Annotated in this window: 15 protein-coding genes and 2 pseudogenes; 1 reads left to right on the top strand and 16 read right to left on the bottom strand. The window is 46.3% G+C overall.

Going from position 1 to position 22,594, the window contains the following annotated elements; genetic code table 11:
- Nucleotides 1-84: 84 nt before the first annotated feature.
- From DWX57_RS12200 to DWX57_RS12175, 6 genes are all read right to left on the bottom strand, one after another.
- The gene (locus tag DWX57_RS12200; RefSeq protein WP_117550891.1) at nt 85-1,536 is read right to left on the bottom strand and encodes a glycoside-pentoside-hexuronide (GPH):cation symporter; all 1,452 of its coding nucleotides are present in this window, start codon (nt 1,534-1,536) and stop codon (nt 85-87) included.
- A gap of 19 nt (nt 1,537-1,555) precedes the next feature.
- Nucleotides 1,556-2,569, bottom strand: coding sequence for an alpha/beta fold hydrolase (locus DWX57_RS12195; protein WP_120124448.1), 1,014 nt, complete (start codon nt 2,567-2,569; stop codon nt 1,556-1,558).
- A 17-nt stretch (nt 2,570-2,586) separates the two neighbouring features.
- The gene (locus DWX57_RS12190; RefSeq protein ID WP_120124446.1) at nt 2,587-4,071 is read right to left on the bottom strand and encodes a DUF6937 domain-containing protein; all 1,485 of its coding nucleotides are present in this window, start codon (nt 4,069-4,071) and stop codon (nt 2,587-2,589) included.
- A 102-nt stretch (nt 4,072-4,173) separates the two neighbouring features.
- On the bottom strand, nt 4,174-4,797 hold the full coding sequence (locus DWX57_RS12185) for a TetR/AcrR family transcriptional regulator (protein WP_022217264.1): 624 nt from the start codon (nt 4,795-4,797) through the stop codon (nt 4,174-4,176).
- Between the two features lie 344 nt (nt 4,798-5,141).
- The gene (locus tag DWX57_RS12180; RefSeq protein ID WP_120124443.1) at nt 5,142-7,268 is read right to left on the bottom strand and encodes a HelD family protein; all 2,127 of its coding nucleotides are present in this window, start codon (nt 7,266-7,268) and stop codon (nt 5,142-5,144) included.
- Between the two features lie 15 nt (nt 7,269-7,283).
- Entirely contained in the window at nt 7,284-9,575 is a 2,292-nt protein-coding gene (locus DWX57_RS12175; protein WP_120124440.1) for a S8 family serine peptidase, read from the bottom strand.
- Between the two features lie 170 nt (nt 9,576-9,745).
- Here DWX57_RS12175 and DWX57_RS12170 point away from each other — a divergent pair, with 170 nt between their 5' ends.
- On the top strand, nt 9,746-10,600 hold the full coding sequence (locus DWX57_RS12170) for a hypothetical protein (protein ID WP_120124438.1): 855 nt from the start codon (nt 9,746-9,748) through the stop codon (nt 10,598-10,600).
- A gap of 212 nt (nt 10,601-10,812) precedes the next feature.
- Here DWX57_RS12170 and DWX57_RS12165 read toward each other — a convergent pair whose 3' ends face one another.
- The 10 genes and pseudogenes from DWX57_RS12165 to DWX57_RS14455 all read right to left on the bottom strand — a co-directional run.
- A complete protein-coding gene (locus tag DWX57_RS12165) occupies nt 10,813-13,170 on the bottom strand; it encodes an ABC transporter permease (protein WP_120124436.1) in 2,358 nt (785 codons plus the stop codon).
- 43 nt (nt 13,171-13,213) lie between these two features.
- Complete coding sequence (locus tag DWX57_RS12160; RefSeq protein WP_117551058.1) at nt 13,214-13,924, bottom strand: ABC transporter ATP-binding protein; 711 nt, start codon at nt 13,922-13,924, stop codon at nt 13,214-13,216.
- A 282-nt stretch (nt 13,925-14,206) separates the two neighbouring features.
- Nucleotides 14,207-14,770: a histidine phosphatase family protein gene (locus DWX57_RS14745; protein WP_334290611.1), complete on the bottom strand. Its 564-nt coding sequence runs from the start codon at nt 14,768-14,770 to the stop codon at nt 14,207-14,209.
- Between the two features lie 201 nt (nt 14,771-14,971).
- A pseudogene (locus tag DWX57_RS14740) lies at nt 14,972-15,655 on the bottom strand (patatin-like phospholipase family protein); the annotation flags it as partial.
- A gap of 651 nt (nt 15,656-16,306) precedes the next feature.
- Complete coding sequence (locus DWX57_RS12150) at nt 16,307-17,185, bottom strand: DMT family transporter (protein WP_120124434.1); 879 nt, start codon at nt 17,183-17,185, stop codon at nt 16,307-16,309.
- A gap of 52 nt (nt 17,186-17,237) precedes the next feature.
- Complete coding sequence (locus DWX57_RS12145; protein ID WP_120124431.1) at nt 17,238-18,332, bottom strand: GDSL-type esterase/lipase family protein; 1,095 nt, start codon at nt 18,330-18,332, stop codon at nt 17,238-17,240.
- Nucleotides 18,333-18,343: 11 nt separating this feature from the next.
- Nucleotides 18,344-19,768 (bottom strand): MBOAT family O-acyltransferase, encoded by a 1,425-nt coding sequence (locus DWX57_RS12140; RefSeq protein WP_119998135.1) that lies wholly within the window; start codon nt 19,766-19,768, stop codon nt 18,344-18,346.
- Nucleotides 19,769-20,050: 282 nt separating this feature from the next.
- Nucleotides 20,051-21,343 carry a murein hydrolase activator EnvC family protein gene (locus tag DWX57_RS12135; RefSeq protein WP_242992703.1) on the bottom strand — a complete coding sequence of 431 codons (1,293 nt, stop codon included), beginning with the start codon at nt 21,341-21,343 and terminating at the stop codon, nt 20,051-20,053.
- Between the two features lie 133 nt (nt 21,344-21,476).
- A complete protein-coding gene (gene ftsX, locus DWX57_RS12130) occupies nt 21,477-22,385 on the bottom strand; it encodes a permease-like cell division protein FtsX (protein ID WP_015533677.1) in 909 nt (302 codons plus the stop codon).
- A pseudogene (locus DWX57_RS14455) lies at nt 22,375-22,594 on the bottom strand (cell division ATP-binding protein FtsE); the annotation flags it as partial. The gene ftsX and the pseudogene DWX57_RS14455, both read right to left, overlap by 11 nt.

The following is a 22,594-nucleotide window of genomic DNA, read 5'->3' as shown; positions in this document are numbered from 1 at the left end:
TATGTATCGCCCCTCTCGCATATGCGAGTGGGGCAGGTCGTCGGAACCGATTCCGAGTATGAACTTCGTTCATAGCGGTTCCTCCTATCTAAGTTTCGTCATGATCTCCTGCATCCTCTCCTCGGTCAGCTTGTATTTCCTGATGAAGAATACAAGTCCTATGATGAGAAGGACTATCGGAACGACCGTCATCATCATGGAAAGTCCCATGAGAGTTCCTGTGCTCTGCTCTATGACTTCCGATGTTCCATCTGCCGGCTGGATAAGTCCGACCCATTTGATCGCAAGTCCGGCAAAGAACACTGCAACTCCCGATGCAAGCTTTACTACAAATGTCTGCATGGAGCATATGACGCTCTCATCTCTCTGCCCATTCTTGTACTCTCCGTAGTCTATGCTGTCGGCAAGACACACAGTTATCAGCACATTTAGAAGTCCGCTTCCCGCAAATACCAGAAGTCCCGGGATGAACAGAACGTACCAACAAGGCACTCCGCCCACCGTCATACGGGTAACACCGGCAAGGCTGCAGGCAAGCAGCATCACATATCCGACGATTTCATATACTACCGAATGTACAAACAGCTTTCTCTTGGACATCTTCTTTCTAAAGAGCGGGAACAGCATCATAGCAAGTATCTGCGCACCGCCGCCAAATGCGGAGAACAGCGCATATCCGCTCTCACTTCCTATGTCATATGTGAAAAAATATATGAGCAGGTTGCTTGTTATATAGAGTGCAGAGTTTACGAGCACGATGGTGATGACCACCGCCAGAGCCTGGTCATTTGTCACCAGTGAATGGAACATCTCACCTATGCCATGGGACTCCACAACTGTGTCACCCCTCTCCTTTACATTTGCCACGCAAATGGCCTCCGAGATGACGAACACCACTGCAACCAGAAGAGCCCACCACTTGAAGCCGATGCGGTAATCCGTGATCTTCAGCTTGTCCGCCGCCAGGGCTGCGCCGCTGATGGCTGGAACTACTATCATAGTAAGTACAGTAGGGATGGCAGAACCCACGCCCGCGCAGGATCTTGCAAGTGCAGACAGATTCTCCCTCTCCTTGCCCGGCTCAGTGATGGCCGGGATCATGGACCAGTACGGAATATCCATCAACGTGTATGTGATTCCCCACAGGAAATATGTCACTGTCAAAAACACCTTCATCCCACCAGCTCCCATGCTTTCCGGCACGGCGAACATCGCATAGAGGACAACCGCGTTCAGCACGGTTCCCGAGAATATCCACGGTCTGAACCTTCCCCATCTGCTTCTGGTCTTTGCCACCACGATACCCATGACAGGATCGTTAAATGCATCAAACACTCTCGCCGCCATCAGCACTGTTCCTATGAACACTGAGCTGACGCCAAGCACAGAATTGTAGTAGTACAGTATATAGCTGGCTACCAGCATATACACCATGTCTTTTCCCACGGCCCCTACTCCGTAGGCTATCTTTGTCTTTTTCTGAAGGCCGCCCGCAGGTGCGCCATTCTGTGTATTATCCTGTGAATTTTCTCCCATATATAACCTCCTTAAAGGCCTAACCTTTTATATCTGCAAGCCTTGTCTCAAGCCACTTATCAATATCGTCAAATACCTTATCCCTGCACAGCTCATTCAGTATCTCGTGTCTGCAGTCCTCATACAGATAGCATGCCACATTGTGCGAAACTCTCCTGTGGTATAACTCGTAGAGCTTCAGAACATCCCTGCCGTAATGTCCAACAGGATCCCTGTCACCGGACACAAACAGAACCGGCACATTCTTCGGTATTTTCGCTATGTTCCTGTCCTCCTGTATATAGTGGAGTGTATTGAACAGCGTCTCGTAGCCCTTCAAGGTAAATGAGAACTGGCACAGCGGATCATCCACATATGCATCCACGCGCTTCGGGTCACGGCTCACCCAGTCTTTATTCGTCCTCTTTCTCACCTCACCGTCCACGATAGTGGTCTTCGGGATACCCCTGTTGTATGTTCCAAATGCCAACACTTCCATGAGGGTACTTCTGTATCTCTCGCCGTGCTGACTCTTCTCAAGCTCCAACACAAGTCTTCCGATCTGCAGCATATACTCAGGCATGCTTCCAGTTCCCATGCAGATAAAGCCGTCCACACTTGAGCCCTCCGTGTAAGGTGACGGATATTTTGGATCCCAGCCGTAGTCACTCATGTATCGTCTCGCCATAAATGAACCCATAGAGTGTCCCATCAGGAAGAACGGTACTCCTTTGTATGCCTTCTTCAGACTTCTAGTGACTCTATGAAGATCCGCGACTATTGCCTTGCTCGCATCATAGGCATTCATATATCCAAGCTCATCCATATTTGCCGCCGTGAGTCCGTGTCCCAGATGATCATTTCCTGCAACTACGAAGCCTTTCGCAGCAAGATATCTCGCAAATTCGTCGTACCTGTCTATCAGCTCTATCATTCCATGTGATATCTGAAGTATCGCCCGCACCTCGCCCTGTGGCTCCCACACGATGACATGCAGCCTGTCCTTGCCATTTGATGATGGTATAAATGTCTCTTTCTTCTTTACCTTATACATAATGTAACCCTCCATTCTCAGTTCTTCATATCCATCGCCAGTTTTACGACCTCATACGCTCCGTCGTATATTCCATCCAGTTTGTTCCGCTTTATGTTCTCACACATATCTGTGAGTATGCTGTCATCCTGCATGAACAGCTTCATCATCTGTAGAGTGTGCGGTATATCACGGCACTCCAGTGTTCCATCTCCGATCTCCGCCGAGTGTATCGCCCCCCACTGCTCATGCCCGCCAACTCTCTTGATGAACAGCTTTGGAACTGGATAAAAGGCCAGCTCAGACGGCTTCGTTATGAGTACATCACAGCTTCTCATGAGAAGGTTGGTGCAGTACACAGCCTCATATATATTCTCATGGCAAAATGCATGTATTCCGTACACCTCTTCCTTAAGAGCCTTATCCGCAAATGCTGTGGTGTCGCTCCAGTCATCGAAATGTGTAGTGACAAGGCTCTCCATGGCGGGTATCTCTCTCACCAGCTCTTCCCACACGTTCATGTAGTCGCCCACATTTACATACAGGACCATGTTGCCCTTCTTCACGCTGGCAAGCGCCGTCCTGATGATAGTTGCAAATATATCCTTCTGTGCTCCAGCACCTCCTATGGTGAGAAGGAAACGCATCGGTGCCTTTTTCTTTCTTCTCTCTATTCTCCTGTCGCAGTCCTCCTCTATGGCTGCCACCAGCTCATGGTCTATATAGTGTCCAACGTATCTGATTGAATCACCGGGCATAGGCTTAAGCACCTCGTCGCCCTGCATGCCGTTCAGGGTCCTGTATCCGAGGTATGCCGATCTGGTCTGAACCGTGTGAAGGCTTCCCTCCGCAAGGTGGAGCGCCATAGGCCAGTTGTCAGGGATTGCATTCACCACATGTTTCATTCCTGCATGAACCGCCGCCTGGGCAGGCCACACATGTGTAGCCACAAGTGGGATATCCTTTGGAACATTCCTAAACACCGGTGTCATAAGCTCCGCATTCATCTGATCCGAGGCATTGTATGACAGCTTCCTGAAACCCTCATAGTTCATCGGCTCCCACACCGCTTTGTTGAAAACCTTGCTCTTTCCCGATATCCTGGATCCCATGGAATAGAGCTTATTCTGTGCCTCAATAACCTTTCCTCCCGTGGTCTCACTGTAGGAATTGAGATCCATCCAGTACGGCTTGTATCCCAGATGATTGGCCGCTGATGCTATCGCCATGGATATTCTGTAATGTCCGAACCCCATCCTGATATTGCCAACTATGATTCCTTTGTCCCTGTCAAATTCCTCCCGGCCGCCATCCGGTATATCATCACTGACTCCGCCGTCGATCACAATATTGGAGACACCGAGAGTATCTCCAATATACGGATTCTTCACAACTGCAAGAGGATAATCCACGTCACTGTCATCACCGAATCTTTTTACAAATCTCTCTTTGGAGTTCTCCGCCTTTTTGACGACCTGACTGCTCATCCTGTTGCCAAATACAACCTCAGATCTCTTACCCATAACACAACCTCCTGTCTTTTATATATACCGCCCATCTCGCCCCAGTGAATGAAACCGGCCGCGGGCATCAATTCCATATAATCACTTCATTCATAGCGGTTCCTACTCCTTACAGGATATGCCATCCATAAGTACATCAAGTGTATACTGCACCGCCTCGTCAAATGTAAGTCCCGCGTCTATCAGGACTGTAGTCTCCATGTATTTCTCAAGCGTGGCCTCGAACATCGTCTTGATGACCGGAATCGGAATATTCCTTATAACACCCTCGGCAATTCCGCGCTTCAGAAGCTCTATGGTATTATCCCACTGCTGCTCCATCATTACTCTCACCCGGGCAAATATCCGTGGATATGAATTCTCCAACTGGTATATCTGCCGCCAATCCAGCTCGCTGTAGCTGTCCGGCATGGCTATGAGAATCGCCTTTATCTTCTCCACCGTGGTCAGGCGGTCGTCATCCATGACCGCCTGTTCACTTCTCTTGATCTGCTCGTATATATATGTCGCCGTGTCAAAGAACAATGATTCCTTGTCCCTGACGACCTGATATATGGTTTTCTTGCTCACTCCAAGTCGTCTTGCCATATCGTCCATGGTGAATTTGAACCCTTTCTCCCGGAACTCCTCTATGGTCGCCTCATATATCCTCAATTTAAGCTGCTGCTGTGCTTCTCCGTCCATAACTCCCTCCTGTCCATCCGTGTCTGTCAGCTTCCTGTACATACTTCCCGCCCAGGAAACTCAGAAACTATTTTTAGTTTCCCCGTTTCCTTAATAATAACATTTCTTTGTAGATATTGCAACAATAAAAATGCGTTATCTCTATTTATGTATAATCTTTGCACAATCAACACAAATCTCAATTATTAGCTGGTGAATAATTTACAGAGTTCTGACACTCACAATTACATTTCTGCTCAGGCGTACCATCTGCCATATAGCAACAATAAAAAATACGGCATCTCCCAAAGCGGAAATGCCGTATAGTACATCATATATGTTCAGTTGGAATTGCGATTTTCCCGAAAAATATTTCTAGATATAATATTTCTGTCTTTGTATCACTCCTATGGCTGCTCCACATCAAGCACATACAGCTCATGGAGTGCTCTCGTACAGGCTATATAGTGCGCATGTCTTGTGACCATGCTTCCGTCGTAGGTTCCGTCCGTCATGACGTACACTGCATCGAACTCCATTCCCTTTGCAAGGAACTTTGGAAGTACGACCACACCGCCCGCATAGACAACCGACTGATTGGTGATGAGCGTCACCTCGGTGTACTCGGAAAGCTGTTTGTACACTTCGTAGGCGTCTGCCTCGTCATTTGTCAGGATAGCTATGTTGTCGTAGGCGTCCATGTCTCCGTAGCTCAGCTTGTCATTTATGAACTCCACAGCTTCATCCAGTGACTCACACTGTATCTCCTCAGGCACCCTGCCGTGTCTCTCCACAGTGTTGCCGCCTACGCCCTCTCCGCCAAGTATACCGTTGCAGAACTCGGTGATCTCCGCCGTGGATCTGTACGACGCGAACAGCTCCTTGAGCTCATAGCCGCCCTGTCCGTTCCTCTTTGCAAATATCTTCGTCAGAACATCCACAACAGTCTCCTCAGGATCATAGAAGAGCACCTGATACCTGTCGCCGAGGATAGTCTTCTTGCAGCCAAACACCCTGTCTATCACCGCATACTGGAATATATTGTAATCCTGCATCTCATCTATGACGAGGTGCTTGATATTGTTGTAGGAATGACATCCGTAGAAATACACCTGCAAGTAAAGTATAGGAAGGATATCCTCATAGCATATCTTTCCATATTCATTTCTGTACTCCGATATACCCGGATATTTCTTCTCCATCTCCACCAGGAATCCAACATACAACTCAACCAGATTCCTCTCTGCAAATAAATTTACCATCTGCTTCTGTATCTGCCTTGCCAGATTACGCTTCTTCTCGTCCGGGAACTCCTTTGGTGAATTATCCTCCACCCTGTCCACTATGAAGTATGCTATGTTCTCGAATCTCTCATACACAGGTTTTCTTGCAAATCTTCCATTGAACATGGCAGCTATATCCTCGCCTGTATACTCCACCTTCTGATAGTGGAAATTTCTGAACTTTATACCTGACACATACCTGTCCAGATACTCATTGAAACTGTCGTAGAAAGAGATGGACGACTTGACCTTGATATTTCTCATCCTCTGGTTGTCCTGATCGCCGCTGTCTATAATGAACTCCGACTGATCCAGCTTGCTCTCATATTCCTCCTCTATGAAAAGAAGCTCCTCAAGCAGACTGTCAAATTCCTTCTCAGGCACACTGTTCTCCTCGAGCTCCGGGAGAACCTCTGATATATAATCGCCAAATATACTGTTTGGAGACAGTATCATGACATTGTCACTCTCAAGTGTCTTGTAGTTGTACAACAGCCACGCCAGTCTGTGCATGGCTATGACCGTCTTACCGCTTCCGGCGCGGCCGTCCACTATAAGGTTATACGCCGTGCGGTTTCTTATGATCGCATCCTGCTCCTTCTGTATGGTAGCCACCACATTTTTCATCTTAACACCACTGTTGCCGCCAAGGGCCTCCAGCAATATGGCGTCGTTGATGTTGGAGTCAGTATCCACCGCGTCTTTAAGTCTGCCATTTGACACCAGAAACTGTTTCTTCTCCACTATGTCTCCAGAAAACTCATCATCTTCCATGTCATCCACATGGACATTGTAGGATGCCGGTCCCTTTTCATAAGCATAATACATAGAGGATACAGGTGCTCTCCAGTCGTACACAAGCTGCTGCCCATTCATATCTGACTGATAACCGCTCATACCCACATATACCGGGAGATACTCTTCGTCATCTTTATATTTGAATACAAATTTGCCAAAGTACGGCACCTTCTTCTGGTGCTCATACACCTCCAGGCGCTTCGCAGCTCTTCTGAGGAATGCCTCATCATTGTTCACCGACTGCATGTTCTGCAGGAACTCCTCGTCGTCCATGTCTCCATGGCTGTCACGCATGTACTTCTTCTGTTCCTTTATATTGTCCTTTCCAAGCTCCATGGAGCCCTCAGTTATACTGATGCTGTAGTCGAGCTCCATCTCCACATTGTCAAAATAATCCTCTTCATCCTCCATCGTGGAGACTTTATATTCTTCCAAATCCTTATTTTCTGCCATCTTATCTGCCTTTCACTATTTTACCTTTACGCGCTGTACACTGCTCCAGCCGCCATAAATGGTCTTGCCGCCAACTCTTCTGTAGGTTCTCATCCTCACATAATAATATTTTCCTGAGGACAGGGAGCTTATCCTGCGCCTGAGCTTTGTGGACTTATTTATCGTTGCCACCTTATATCTGTCAAATTTCGACGATGTACTGTACTGGATCTGATATCCGCTGACATACCTGACCTTGTTCCATGTTACATCCACCGTCTTTCTGGAATTTGATCTGACCGTTTTCGCCTTGCATCCCGGCATCCTGTACAATCTGACACCAGCCATATCATATGAGCTCGCCACAGTACTCCTGAACGCCTTTACAGTGTATGTGTAGTTCCTGTAATCTGACACATTTTTATCGACAAATGTGAGCGTTCCCGCTGACAGCACCTTGTACTGCTTCCATCCGTTCTGCCCCGGTGCCTTGCGGTATATTTTGTATCCACTTGCGCCCTTCACTTTGTTCCAGGATACCTTCACGCCGGAATATGCATTCTTCACGTTGTACTTCGGCTGGGTAAGTCTGACCAGTGCCTTTGTAGCCGCCGGCTGTCCCTCGGCCGTGCCGTTCACGCCCCTCACCGCATATCTGTATCTGATTCCAGCCGCCGCAGTCTTGTCAGTGTATGTTCTGACTCCTGAACCTTTTATCTCAGCTATACATTTGTATGCGCTTGTCGCAGTTTTCCTGTATATCTTATACCCACTTGCATTATCCGCCGAAGTCCACGACAGTCTCAGTCCATCCTTCGCATTTCCAAGACTTTCCACCGCACAGGTTCCGACCTTTGTCTCCGGATGTTTTCCGCCAAATGTATTAGCAAAATAATCCGCCATGTATGGACAACCGTAACCGTAGTATTTATCCTTTCCCGCTGTTCCCAGATCCACGGAATATGAGATAAGTCTATTCTTCAACTGGTCACTGTCAAGCTCTGGCTCCGCCAGCTTCACGTAGGCCGCCGCCGCTGATATATGCGGAGCCGCCATGGATGTTCCTGTACTGACATGTCCGTGATTCGTTCCGGTCTTCCACGCCGATGTTATATAAGTTCCTGGAGCAGAGAAATCCACTGCATCACCATAGTAGGAATATGCATCGTCAAACTCCACCGTATCTGCAGCGATCCTGTCTGCTGTCTCCTCCGTTCCAGCCTTCTGCATAAGTGCCGACACTGTTATCACATCACTGCTGTCCGCAGGATATGACACACCTTCCACGTCGCTGATCTCCCAGTTGTTCACAGCACTATTCGTATTGCCCGCAGCAACACACATGATCACATTGTTTTCCCTGGCACTCTTCAGAAGCTCGTCAAGCATTGCCCTGGTGGTGTCATTTGCATTTTTACCATAGAAGCAGAAGCTCATATTGATCACGTCCGCACCGCTGTCAAGCGCAGCCATGATTCCCTGCTGTACCGTTGACACTGTGGTTGCTCCCTGGCTTGTGAAACATTTGATGATCGTGAGCTGGACATTGTCCGGTGTCGCATCCGCTATTATACCCGCCACATGACTTCCATGTCCCATGTTGTCTCCGTAGTCGCTCTGGTCTTCGCCCTCGCAGCAGTTCATACTTCCTTCCTCATTTATCCTGCCTTCAAACAGAGTATCCGAGGAATTAACTCCGGTATCTATGACCGCCACATTTACCTTAGCATCCAGCTTGTACTCCGACACCTCTGCCTTCAGCCTGTCCATTCCCATGTACCTTGTGCCCCAGCTTACAGCCTTATATGTCTCCGATGCGGCAAGCATGGCATCAACGTTACGCTGTGCAGCATACGAATTTGAATCCAAATCCGAATCCGCCAGCACATCTTCTGAATATATGACCTGATCAAGCATACATTTGTCAGGCTCGTACTCTTCCTGAAGCTTTTCGTATGCCTGTTTCGTCGCTTCCTCGGTATCGTAGCCAAGCACATAGTAATCGTATTTGTCATAACAGATGACTGTTGTCGCGCCATAGGTCTCCGGCACTTCATCTGTATACAATATGATCCTGCGAAGACTGTATATGTCGGCTGACTCACAGCTGTACATTGCCGCTGCGTCGACATCCGCTCCTCTATCCATCACATCGGCAGAGTTTACCACATCAGCTTCGTCCATGGAATCTCTAAGCTCTGACACACTGGTTACGTATTCTACATTTTCATAATCCTGCGCGTACACCTTGGTATATGTGCCAGGCGCTGCCAGCCCACCTGCCAGCACCACACAGGCAATCAGGTACGACCACCTTTTCCTTCTCACCTATATTCCTCCTGTATATAAAAACAGCTCTTTAAACCACATAGTTATCTTTTAGTATAACATAAATGTGCCGCAGATGGTGAGTAATATCTGTAACCCAAAGCCTCCACAGCACATATTTTATATCAGAGGTATATAAACCTCTGACAACACAATACGGAGGTAAAGTAATGGCAACATTCACTAATCAGGCAACTCTGTCCTACAACGGAGGATCCACCAATTCCAATATCATAACTGGAGAAATCATTGAAGTCCTCACAGTCTCCAAGACGGCTGTGGTGGACACCTACCGAACACCGGATAAGATCACGTATGTGATAAGTCTCATCAATTCCGGAACTACCACACTCACAGGTCTGTCTCTCACAGATAATCTGGGAGCATATGCAGTGGGAAATACAACAGTATATCCTCTCACATATATTCCGGATTCCATCAGATACTACACCAATGGAACTCTGGTAGCCGCTCCGGCTGTCGGTGCTGCAGCTCCGCTGACACTCACTGGAATCTCCGTTCCAGCGGGCGGAAATGCTACTATTATATATGAGACAACAACAAATGAATTTACACCTAGAGGCAATGAGGATTCCGTGACCAACACTGTTACAGTAACCGGCGCAGGACTTACCAACGCAGTCACTGCAACTGAGTCGGTTTCCCCTGTTGCAGCTCCCGATCTCGCCATCACAAAGTCTGTGAGTCCTAGCATAGTTGCAGAGAATGGTCAGATCACTTACACCTTCCTTATAGAGAACTACGGCAACACCGAAGCATCCGCAGGTGACAACGTCATCATCACAGATACCTTCAATCCGATTCTCAACGGAATCACTGTGACCTACAATGGAAAGGCATGGACAGCACCGGACAACTACACCTACAATGAAGCAACAGGCGAGTTCGCAACAGTTGCCGGACAGATCACTGTTCCAGCGGCAACATTCACACAGAATACAGCCACGGGAGTCATCACCACAACTCCGGGAACGGCAACCGTGACTGTCACAGGAACCATCTAGCTGGCATGAGCCTGTCCGGGTCGACAACCTGACAGCTTTGGGAACATTTCCCACAAAATAGCAAAAAAAGAAAATTTTGTGCTCAAACTCCCAGATTCCCACTGAAAAGATACACGACTTCTAATCCATGTATCCTTTTCAGGGATTCGGGGGATTTACAGCACAAAATTTTCTCTTTTTTTCAATATAATACCTGAACACAGCTTGACACATCACTCCACATTCTTGAGCGCCTCGTCCATAGGAATCTTCTTTATCCTCTTCATCTGCAACAGTGAGATCACCAGATAGCAGGTAAAGCTGAGCACGAACATGAGTGGGAATATCCATGGCGCCATGTATATCGGCATCCATCCGCTTAGCATATCTATCAGCATTGCCCTGTATATCACCTTGATCGACAGGTAACTGAGCAGTATATCGAGCAGCGTCACCACCGCAACCATGACAGTTGTGGATGACAGATACAGCTTACTGATCTCCTTTGTGTCATATCCCAGTATCTTAACCATGGATATGGACACCGTGTTCTTCTCCACTATTAGTTTTGTGAGCAGATATACGAGAAGCATGAACATAACAAGTGAAAATACAACCACTATGTAGAACATACCTCCCATGGACTTGGTGAGCTGTCTGGACACCTTTATCATGTCATCCTTTGTGATCTCTGACACTACATGATCCTCTATATCGGTCAGCTTGTCATTCGAGAAATAGCCGGTGAAGTAATCCTCGTCCTTGTCAAATATTTCTCTGAAATCACCCTCTGTCACGAACACCGCAAGGGCTGCCGGATACACCACAGACCCCGTCACCTTGAGATCATATGTGTCATCAGTATAGCTCTCCTTGAGCTCAAGTTTGTCGCCATCAACTATCTCATATTTGTCTGCGTAGCTGTCAGATACCAGCACATCTCCGTCGTCCAGCTTAACCGGGAAATATTTACTGTCCGAGTGTATTCCATACACCATGATCTCATCATCTATATCTCCGGTCGTCCTTAGCGTCTTCATACAGTAGGTTTCCGCATTATTATTTGCCGTCTCCACCTGTGAATCCAGAACATACTGGTGGTCAGCTACCATATTATCCAATATGTCATTCTGATAGTGCTTCAGCATAGGATTCAACATAAGTCCGAACATCAGAAGAACCTGTGCGAAGTAAATTCCAAGAAGCATGACCACATATCCTGGAATGTTCTGAAGTATGACACGGGTCTTGAACCTTGTCATGAACTTCCAGTGAGGCAGCTTCACCGCCTTCTTTCTCTTTGATCTGCTGAGATCATGCCTCAGGAACCTCAGTGGTGAGAGCTTCAATTTGCTATTTACCACTAACAGGTTCACAACGATCATGATTATAAGAGGTATGACTGTGGTAAGCACAAATGCATCGGCATTCCAATACGTCACATACTTAGTGAGGGAATAGCTTCCATAGTAAAGCTGCGCACCCATATCCTTAAACACCGAATAGCCCAGCACGTTTCCCACCACTGATGCCATAAATGTAACTATGACAGGAAGTGATATGTAGTGAATAAGCAGCTCGCCCTTCGTATATCCTGAAGCCCTCAATGTTCCAATAACCGACGCTTCCTTTGTCAGAGTGTTGCTGATGGTTACCGCAAATATAAATGCAAGTATAACTATGACGATGTATTCAAACCATTTCATCATATTTGTATCACTGCCAATATCATCCCCTGCAAAGTTGATCGCCTGGTTCTGATACCTTGGAATGTAGTTCTCCACCATAATGCCGTTCATGACCGCCTGTGTATACACAGTCTCAAGAAGGTCATCCGCCAGCTTTTTCTCATCGTTCTCCTCATCCGGCATTCCATCATCGTACATCCATGAATACGACCAGGTCTTATTTTTCTCCGGGAGATCATCAAATTCCTCATTTGACACAACCGCAATTCCGAATATCGTGGCATCAAACATGGTGTCATTGTTGTTCTGGAACATGGTACTGTAGTCGGAGAGTGCCACAAATCCGCACACGCTGTATACCTTGTCACCCGCTTTTATATCATCACCGATCTCTATATCGTTGTTCACCGCATACATTCTGTCAATGGCGATCTCATCAGTTCCTACAGGAAATTCACCATCCATCAGGCACATTTTATTTACATCGTGTCTTGGTGCGAATATCCTCAGTGTCCTTCCCCCATCATCTGCAGCATCATTTACAAAATTCACCGTATCATCTTTTGTCTCTGCATTGCCTTCCACATTACCACTATTGCCATCAGAGTCTGATCCGATCTTACTCATAGGCAGTTCATAATACGACATATCATAGAGCTTCACGCCCTCATCCTCTATATTGTCCTTCATATTGTCAGACGCCTCATCCGACAGATCAAAATGTCCATCCTCCACGTTGTATTTGTCAAATGTATTGTCGTAGGTTTTCTTCATGCTCTCACCTGCAACCATGAAGCCCGACACCATTCCCGTCGTTATGACCATGAACAGGAATATGACCATATATTTTCCAAGCTCTCCCTTCAGTTCCTTTGGAATTCTTCTCCACAATGGATTTCTCATAACAGATCCCCTTTCCTATTGAACGTCTACCCTGTCTGCCCAATTACCAGTCAAGCTCTACAGCGGATATCTTGTTCTCATTTACAATGTTGCGTCTTATCATGCCGTCCCTGAGCTTCACAGTCCGGTCCGCCATATTCTTGATGGCATCATTGTGGGTGACCATGATTATTGTGTTGCCATACTTCTGGTTCACATCCTCTATGAGCTTAAGTATCTCCTTGGAAGTGTTGTAGTCAAGGGCACCTGTCGGCTCATCACAGAGAAGTATATCAGGATTCTTCACGATTGCCCTTCCAATTGAGGTCCTCTGCTGCTGTCCACCCGACAGCTGATTTGGGAGCTTATGTCTGTGCTCATAAAGCCCCAGAGTCTTTAACAGATCATCCACATCAAGAGGGTTATCGCTAAGGTATGCTCCAACCTCCACATTCTCCTTTACATTGAGATTAGGTATGAGATTATACATCTGGAATACATAACCGAGATGCTTTCTTCTGTATCTGGTCAGTGTCTTCTCATCCATATCCCCTGTCTTCTCTCCATCTATGGAGATATAACCGGAATCCGGGCTGTCGATCCCACCTATGATATTGAGCAGAGTTGACTTGCCAGACCCCGATGGGCCAAGCAGCACACAGAACTCGCCCTTTGCGACCTCAAAATCAATTCCTCTAAGTACCTCAGTTCGGTTCTCCCCTGAACCGAAGCTTTTCTTTATCCCACTGATCTTTAAAAAACTGTTGTCTCCCATGATTCTCTCCTTTTCCACATTTTATATTCTCCATAAACACATCGCATAGCTCTCATGCCGTACGCCAATATTTAAACACATGATTATATGTTCATATATTTATTAGCACATATGTAGGCTCTGTGTCAACTATATTAGTGATAAATAATATCAATTATTCTTTTATACACATTTACAGGAGCATTCAGGGATATCCCAGAAAAAAAGAGAAAACCACATTCACATCATATTGATCTGCCTGCTGTTTTCTCTTTTTTACATCTGATTCCACACATGTGGCGATCAGAATCTATATTCTCTTATCTCACAGTTCTTTATGCCAAATGCTGCGAATTCCTCATTTGTCATATCATTGAAATACGACTGTACTATTCTTGATATTCCATTGTGGGCAACCAGAAGATATGTCTTCCCGGAATCTTCCGACTCAGCCTTAAGCTCATCTAACAGATTGTACACCCTCTGACACAGATGAACCATGGTCTCTCCGCCCTCATAGTGATCCAAAAAATGCGTCTTCGCCTTGGCGAATATAGCGCCGTTTCTGGCTGTTCCCTCGTATTTGCCAAAGCACTGCTCACGGAGTCTCTCCTCGGCTCTCATAGGAATTCCTGTTATCTCGGATATATGTCTTGCCGTCTCCGAAGCCCTGACCAGAGGCGAATACAGGATCTCATCTATGTGATAATCTCCATTCTTTATCATCTCACCAAGCTGCTCCGCCTGCTGATGTCCAAGCTCTGTGAGTTCAATATCCGTGGCTCCACATATCTTGTTTTCCACATTCCACACGGTCTGCCCATGGCGGGTGAAGAACAGTCTTGGGCCAAACTTCTCAACAAGCACTGCCTTTGCATCGTCATATCCCTGTGTTATCCTCTTCTCAACACCTTCAGGCGAAAAGTCAAGCATGCCATCTATGGCACCACCAAGAGGAATGGACGGATATATATGTATCATCTCTGCATCATCGTATCTGTCGGTCTTCCTCTCATCGAGATGCACCACGACAAATTTTCTGTAGCCCTCATCATAGAGAGGCTGTATTGGCACATTATCTCCCCCAAGGAAGAAGCCTCCATCATAATACTTTGTCTTGTCTATCGTCTCCATAGGGAATATGACCGGTATGGCTGAAGAAGCAAGAAGTATACGTTCTATCTCCTCTGGTTCCATGCCTGACAGCTGGAATCTCTCAGGAGTAGGCTTGCCCTCCACATTGAGACATGTAGCATAACAGCTCATGTCACTGTTCGACACACCATCAAGTACTGGTGAATTCTCCAGTATGTCCATAAGTCCTTCTCTGGAGAAGAAGCCATCCTTTATCCTCATGCCTTTTGCCACAGCATCCAGTCCTATGCACTCTATTGCACTCTGTATGACTGGATTGTCTATGGTCGTGAGCTTCTCCTTGATGGACTCAAACCATTTGTTCCTGTTGTCCTCGTCTATATCCTTGTTAGACAGTATCCTGTCGTTAGTTATGTCGTACCACATCTGTGTAGCCTTATCCAGATCGCCGCAAGCGTACAATGCCGCATTCAGTGCGCCTACCGAGCTTCCTGATACCGCCTTTATATCGATCACATCTCTGTACTCCTCAAGAGCCTTCCACACTCCGATCTCATAGGAGCCACGGCCACCACCGCCACCGAGCACCAGACCGTATCCTTCCTTAACCGGCACATCCGGCTGCCCGTCCTGTCCGCCCAGTTCCGTGTAATGCATCTGCTTCTTCTGCGATATAGTCTCCTCTATCGCCTTATGAAGCTCCCCGGCCTTTTCCTTTATCTCCTCTGTTCTCTCCTGAAGCTCCTGTATAACCTTTTCTTTATCCATATATTAATCCCCCTTACTATTCCATAATAAAGCTGCTCTATCCAATATTGTCATCTGATATATCCACCAATTATGATCATATGTGTGTTTCATTTTAACATGTCAGCAACTATACCCACAACCTTATACTCACTATATTCAGAAGCTTTACCATTTATAGAACATTTATTTACGCTTTATATATTATTTCTTTTATGAACATATTTCTTTAACATCCGATACACAGAATGTACACAGTACCATCTTATTATATATACAGATTGATGAGGACAGCAGATGTGCGACATGCCCAGGCAGCACCAGCGTATCTGCCGTCACTCAAACTAACAACAATCCAATTTATATAGATGGGAGGCCGGATACCTCACAAGTCCGGTCACAACACCTAAAACCTTCCTTTATAACTTTTATAAAAAAGACGGATATCAGACAATGAAATTTTTACCCATTTTCCATTTCTGACATCCGTCTTTTTGTATATATCAATTATTCTACAAGTATTTGTACAAGGCACTGCCACTCTCAGCCCTGCCGATCATGCTAAGTGCGGTCCTGTCTCATGGTGTACCACCATTTGAAAACTGCACTTCCAATGATGATCACATATCCTATAATGCTCAACATGTCAGGGATCTGATCCAGGAATACAAATCCCAGTATAGCCGCAAATATGACCTGACTGTAGTCAAATACCGATATCTCCCTGGCCGGAGCCTTCTGGTATGCTGCGGTTATACTGAACTGTCCACCAGCCGCCGCAAGTCCGGCACAGAGCAGGCACACAATCTGCTGCCATGTCATAGGTGCGTGGTCCAATATGATAAATGGAAGCGTCACCAGACATGAGAATACAGAGAAACACATGACTATGACCGGTCCGCGCTCCCCCTGTTTGCCGAGCTTTCTCACGTAAGTGTAGGCGATTCCTGCTCCAAGGCCGCCCGCCACACCAACCATGGCATACAGAAAATCCATATGAAACGAAGGCTTCACAACGAACAAAGCACCTGTAAATGCCAATGCCACGGATGCCCACTCTATCTTATTTGCCTTCTCCTTGAGCACAAAGTACGATGCTATGATCGCAAAAAACGGAGACAGCTTGTTGAGGATATTTGCATCCGCTATGTTGAGCTTGTCGATTGCATAAAAATTGCAGATAAGCCCCGTCGTTCCACATATGCTTCTCGCCGCGATTCCCGGCCAGCTGCTCTTCTTTATCTTGAATTTCTCCTCAGTCCTCATGAGCATGGCAATGGCCACAACAGCGGCCACCGCATTTCTGAAAAATGCCTTCTGCATGGTCGGAAGATCCCCCGACAGTCTCACGAAGAATGTCATCAGTGAGAAAAAGAACCCTGCCATGGTTATGAACAGGATTCCCTTGTATTTATCTTTTATTACCAGTCTTTTTGCCATTTGATCAACTCCCGATAATGATAAAATGCCGCCAGGTCCCGCAGCACTTTATCTATTTGAAAGCATCATCCTTGAGCCCATGCTCATACAGATACTGCTCCCACAGACTGTAATACTGCGCCTGCAAATGTATGTCATCCCAGGTATAGTCCTTTACAAGACCACCCTTGCCATCGTCCACAACCGTATTCATATCCAGATAGAAAAGCTTTATTCCATCAGCATATGCAGCTATGGCACCATTCTTGTCATCGATATTGTCATTGTTCACAATATCGTGGCTTGCCGAATAGTCGCTGGATACATGCATGCAGCCCATCATAAAGATCACTGCGTCCGGCTGAAGCGCCTGTATCTGGGCCACTGCATCGATATATGTGGATGCGTATGTCTCCGTATCATATCCAGCCTCATTTATACCAAGCATGATGTATATCTTCCTGAATTGTTTGCTTTGCAGCAATTCCGTGAGTGTCTTGGTTCCATTTGCGGCTATCTTCTCCCCCATCAGTCCAAATGAAGTAAGGCCCTCCATATATGCGAATTCTGCATTGTCCAGTCCGGAATACAACGCCAGTCCTTCCACTCTGGAATCACCTATGAACAGAGCATCGTCAAAATAAGACTTGTCAACCTTTATATATGGGTACTGGGTCTCAAGAGCGATCTGTGTGAGATCTCTGTAGCAGCTATTTCTTGCCTTTCTCTTCTTAACCTTCTTGTATTGAGTCTGTCTTGTCACCGGAGCAGCCGAACCGCCTGTATCTATGGTTGCTTTTTCCGTAGTTGCCTTTTCGGTGGTCGCTTTCTCTGTAGATTTCTCTGTTGTCTTCTCCGTGGATGCATTCTCAGAAGTCTGCTTCTCCGTGGATTTCACCTCCGTTGTCTGCTTCTCTGCAGCCTCACTGCCCGTGGACTCCGACGTCAGCTCGCTCTTTCCCGGAGCATCCGTGCTTGTTGCGTCAGTTCCGGTTGCCACCCTCTCATCAAGCAGCACAGTCTGGGCCATAGGATGATGAAAGCTGACATCCCACTTGTACACGCCAAGCGCAGCTCCCACATAACCGCTTGCGGTAACTATCACGCCGGATATTATGAGTATCGAGAACAGTGGACAGCCTTTTATCATTTGCCATAATTTCTTCATCTGCCCACCTCCTAAAATCTAAAATAAAGGAATGGATTGGAGCCACCCTTTGCTATCTGATATACACAGAACCAGAACAGTGTGAGCATTATAAGCTTGCATACCCAGTTCTTGTAGAATTTCTCTATGAGCTTTCTAGGCCACGGTGTACAGAAGATCACGCAGATCAGCAGCAGCCACCAGTATGTGTGTCCCAGCATGATCAGCTTGTCCATGGCATGTGTGGTGACTGATCCCTCTATGTTCATGCCAAACATTCTCTTCAGGTACAGTCCCAGAAGCTTCAGATCAGATATGTTAAATATTGTCCATGATATCGGTATCAGGAAGAACATGTACACATGGCCAAGAACCTTCACCTTGTCAAATACCTTGCCAAGGAACAGCTTCTCCATGAGAAGGAACACGAACAGGAACAAGCCCCATATCAGGAAATTCCAGTCCGCACCATGCCACAATCCGGTAAACATCCACACAGTGAACATGGCAAGTATCATTCTGAGCTTTCCCTTTCGGTTGCCGCCCATCGGTATGTACACATACTCCCTGAACCAGCGTCCGAGTGTAACATGCCAGCGTCTCCAGAAATCTGTGAGGGAATGTGCCATATAAGGATCGACAAAGTTCTCCGGTATCCTGAAGCCAAGTATAAGGCCAATTCCTATTGCCATCACGGAATAACCCATGAAATCAAACAGGAGCTGGAATGAATATCCCCATGAACCAAGCCATGCGGTCACAGTGTTTATTCCATAAGGGCCAACCGTCTGCACATCGTTCCACAGACTGGCTATCTTATTTGCCAGAAGCACCTTGTACGCAAGTCCCAATACGAACAGTGTCGCACCGCGCTCTATATCGTCCGCCTTGACCTCTCTGTGATCCAGCTCAGGCTTCACCTCATCGTAGTTGACTATAGGGCCGGCTATGAGCTGAGGGAACATGCTCACATATGTTCCGAACTTGATTATACTCTTGTCCGCCTGATACTTGAGCCTGTACACGTCAAATATATACGATGTTATCTGGAACGTATAGAAGCTTATTCCAAGCGGCAGTGTGATCGCCACGCTATCAAATATCTTTGTTCCCGCTGCAGTGTTTATTATCTCTATAAAAAAGTTGATATATTTGAATATGAACAACATTCCAAAATCAAACACCATAGCCACCGCCAGCCAGCAGTTTCTCTCAAATGAACAGTCGATCTCCGAATATACTTCTATATCATAAAAACGCTTGATTCGTCTTGCCACCGAATAGTTAAATATAATAGAAAACATCATCAAGAACACGTATATGGGTTCGCCATACGCGTAGAACACAAGGCTGCCTAAAAGCAGTACAACATTCCTGTACTTCGGCTTTGTCACAAAATAGATAAGCAAAAATAAAGGCAGGAATCTAAATAAGAACTCCATGCTCGAAAAAACCATAATATACTCCTTAAATAAATACTCAGTCCAGTGTGAGTATAAATACTTTTACCACTTATGTCAACCGACACTAATCCTATTTTTTCTTAAAAAAACTATTGTTTTCGACATATTTTCTCACCACCACAACATATGGTACTTCGCCCATATCCACGCCCCTATTAACATAAAAAATGCGTGATCCATATTTCATGAATCACGCATTTTTTCTCTGTTCTATATATGATCATATTAATATCTTATGATATGACACATATCCCTGTGCCATGTCTCAGCCTCATCTTACAGATAATCAAGTGGGTTGACATATGAGCCATTCAGGAATACTGAGAAGTGGCAATGTGTTCCTGTTGAATATCCTGTTGAACCTGCGTACGCAATGGTCTGTCCCTGTGAAACCACATCGCCAACGCTTACTGCAAGTGATGAGTTGTGAAGGTACATCGTCACAAATCCATTACCGTGATCTATCATAACGTAGTTACCACCACTCTCGCCCCACTCGGCTACCGTTACAACACCTGAATCAGCCGCTGCGATAGGCACTCCGTATGAACATCCTATATCTATACCCATATGATTGGAGCTTGCTCCTGCTGTCGGTGACTCTCTAGGTCCGAAGTAGTCTGTGATAGGTCCTGATACAGGCCATATGAACCGACCTGAACCGGTTGTTGAACCGCCATTGTTACTTCCACTGTTGTCGCTGTCACTGCCTGAGTTATCGCTTCCACCGTTGTTATCCTGCTGCTGTTGTTCTGCTTCTCTCTGCTTACGCTCCTCCTCAAGTCTCTGCTGTTCCTGACGCGCAAGCTCTGCCAACTTGTCATCCAGCTCTGACTCCTGCTTTGCGTATTCAGCCGCAAGAGCTTTCTGCATCTCAACATCATCACTGTACTTGTTGATCTCCGCATTCTTCTGGCTTATAACATCGTCGAGGTCTGCCTGCTTGGTCTCCAGGTCTGCCTTTACCTTCTCTACATCCGCCAGATCATCCTTGAGTGTCTGCTGATACTCTGCTATGTCATTCTTAGTCTTTACCAGCTTGTTGAGCTGCTTCTGGTCATATGTGCTGAGCTGATCAACATACTCAGACTTGTTAAGACTATCCTCAAATGAAGCCGATGACATAAGTGCATCTATGTAAGCAACATCGCCCTCCTCGTAGAGGTACTGTATCCTCTTCTTCATCGCCTCATACTGATTATCCTCACTGACCTGAGCCTCTGCAAGCTTTGTCTGAGTCTCATCTATCTCATTCTGAAGATCCTCAGCCTCCTGCTTCTTCTCCACGATCTGTGTGCTTATATCTGTGGCCTGCTTATCGAGCTCATTTACAGCCGCTGTAAGCTTGTCTACCTTCTTCTGATACTTCTCTGCGTTTGCATTCGCCTCTTCCTGAGCCTGCTGAGCCTCTTCCTTCTGCTGCTCAACCTCCTCCTTGGTCTCCTCAGCATGCACGCTGAACACAGGAGCCGCAAATATGGATGTAAACGACATGAGCAGTGCTCCGGTAGTAACCACTGCCACCTGCATACCTTTCTTCTTTATCTTGTATAAATCTATTCTCATCATTCATGCCTCCTAAACGCATTTCATAATGTTATTATCTTTTTGCCCTACTTATCAGCATTATAACACATATTGTCCCTAAAAAAGTAATAACAATTTGTGAATTTTTTGTGCATTGCTCTGACCGCATTTAACACTACACTCTCAAGTGCTTTCTTGTGGTAAGAATACTTCCTACCAGACCAACACCGATACCGAGCACAAGTCCGACCGGTACCATAGTCCTGAACAGATCCTGCTGGCTCACAAATGCGAACAGCGTTGTGACAACCTTGAACCTTCCGGCAACGTATGTCAGTATCTTATCGTACATGTAGTACAGAAGGACCAGGGGTATAGCCGAACCGACCGCGCCTATGATCACACCCTCTATGATGAACGGTGCTCTTACAAATACATTTGTCGCACCGATCAGCTTCATGATCCCTATCTCTTCCTTTCGCACTGTGATACCTATGGTGATCGTGTTACTTATAAGGAATATAGATACCAGCATCAGTATCACAACTATTCCTATGGATGCATATCCCACAAGGGATGACAGTGTCGTGATGCTGTCCGCAGTCACGTCAGAACTCTTTACCTTTCTGACTCCTGAAAGGCCCTGGGCAAATGCCACGAACTCCGGCTGTCTTGATACATCCTTGAGCGTGATCTCATATGACGCAGCATTCTTTAACGGGTTATCTCCGCCAAATGCATTCTTTGCAACCTGTGGATCATCGTAGTTCTGATCTGCAAACTTGTCCCATGCCTCATCGGCTGAGATGAAATCCATCGTCTCAACATAATCGACCGTTCTTATCTGTTCACCTATGAGCTGTATGGTCTCATCGGACGCATCCTCGTCGAAGAATACAGATATGGTGACTGTCTTCTCAAGCTCCTGCATACCTGACTGGAAGTTTACAACCACCGCATATATGATTCCGAAAAGGAACAGACATGATATGATGGTTCCCAGTGATGCAAGTGAGAACAGTATGTTTCTTCTTATATTCGCAAAGCCCTGTCTGAGGACATAGAAAAATGTACTAATCTTCATCTATGTAGCCTCCTTCCTTCTCATCACTGATTATAACGCCCTTCTTCAGGGTGATAACTCTCTTCTTCATCTCATTGACGATATCCTTGTTGTGGGTTACCACAACAACTGTGGTTCCTCTCTTGTTAATATCCTCAAGGAGGTTCATGATATCCAGTGAGTTCTTAGGATCAAGGTTTCCTGTAGGCTCGTCCGCCAGTATGATGTCC

Source organism: Coprococcus sp. AF19-8AC, from assembly GCF_003603115.1.
GTDB classification, from domain to species: domain Bacteria; phylum Bacillota; class Clostridia; order Lachnospirales; family Lachnospiraceae; genus Coprococcus; species Coprococcus aceti.
This window is presented reverse-complemented; position numbering and strand designations above follow the sequence as displayed.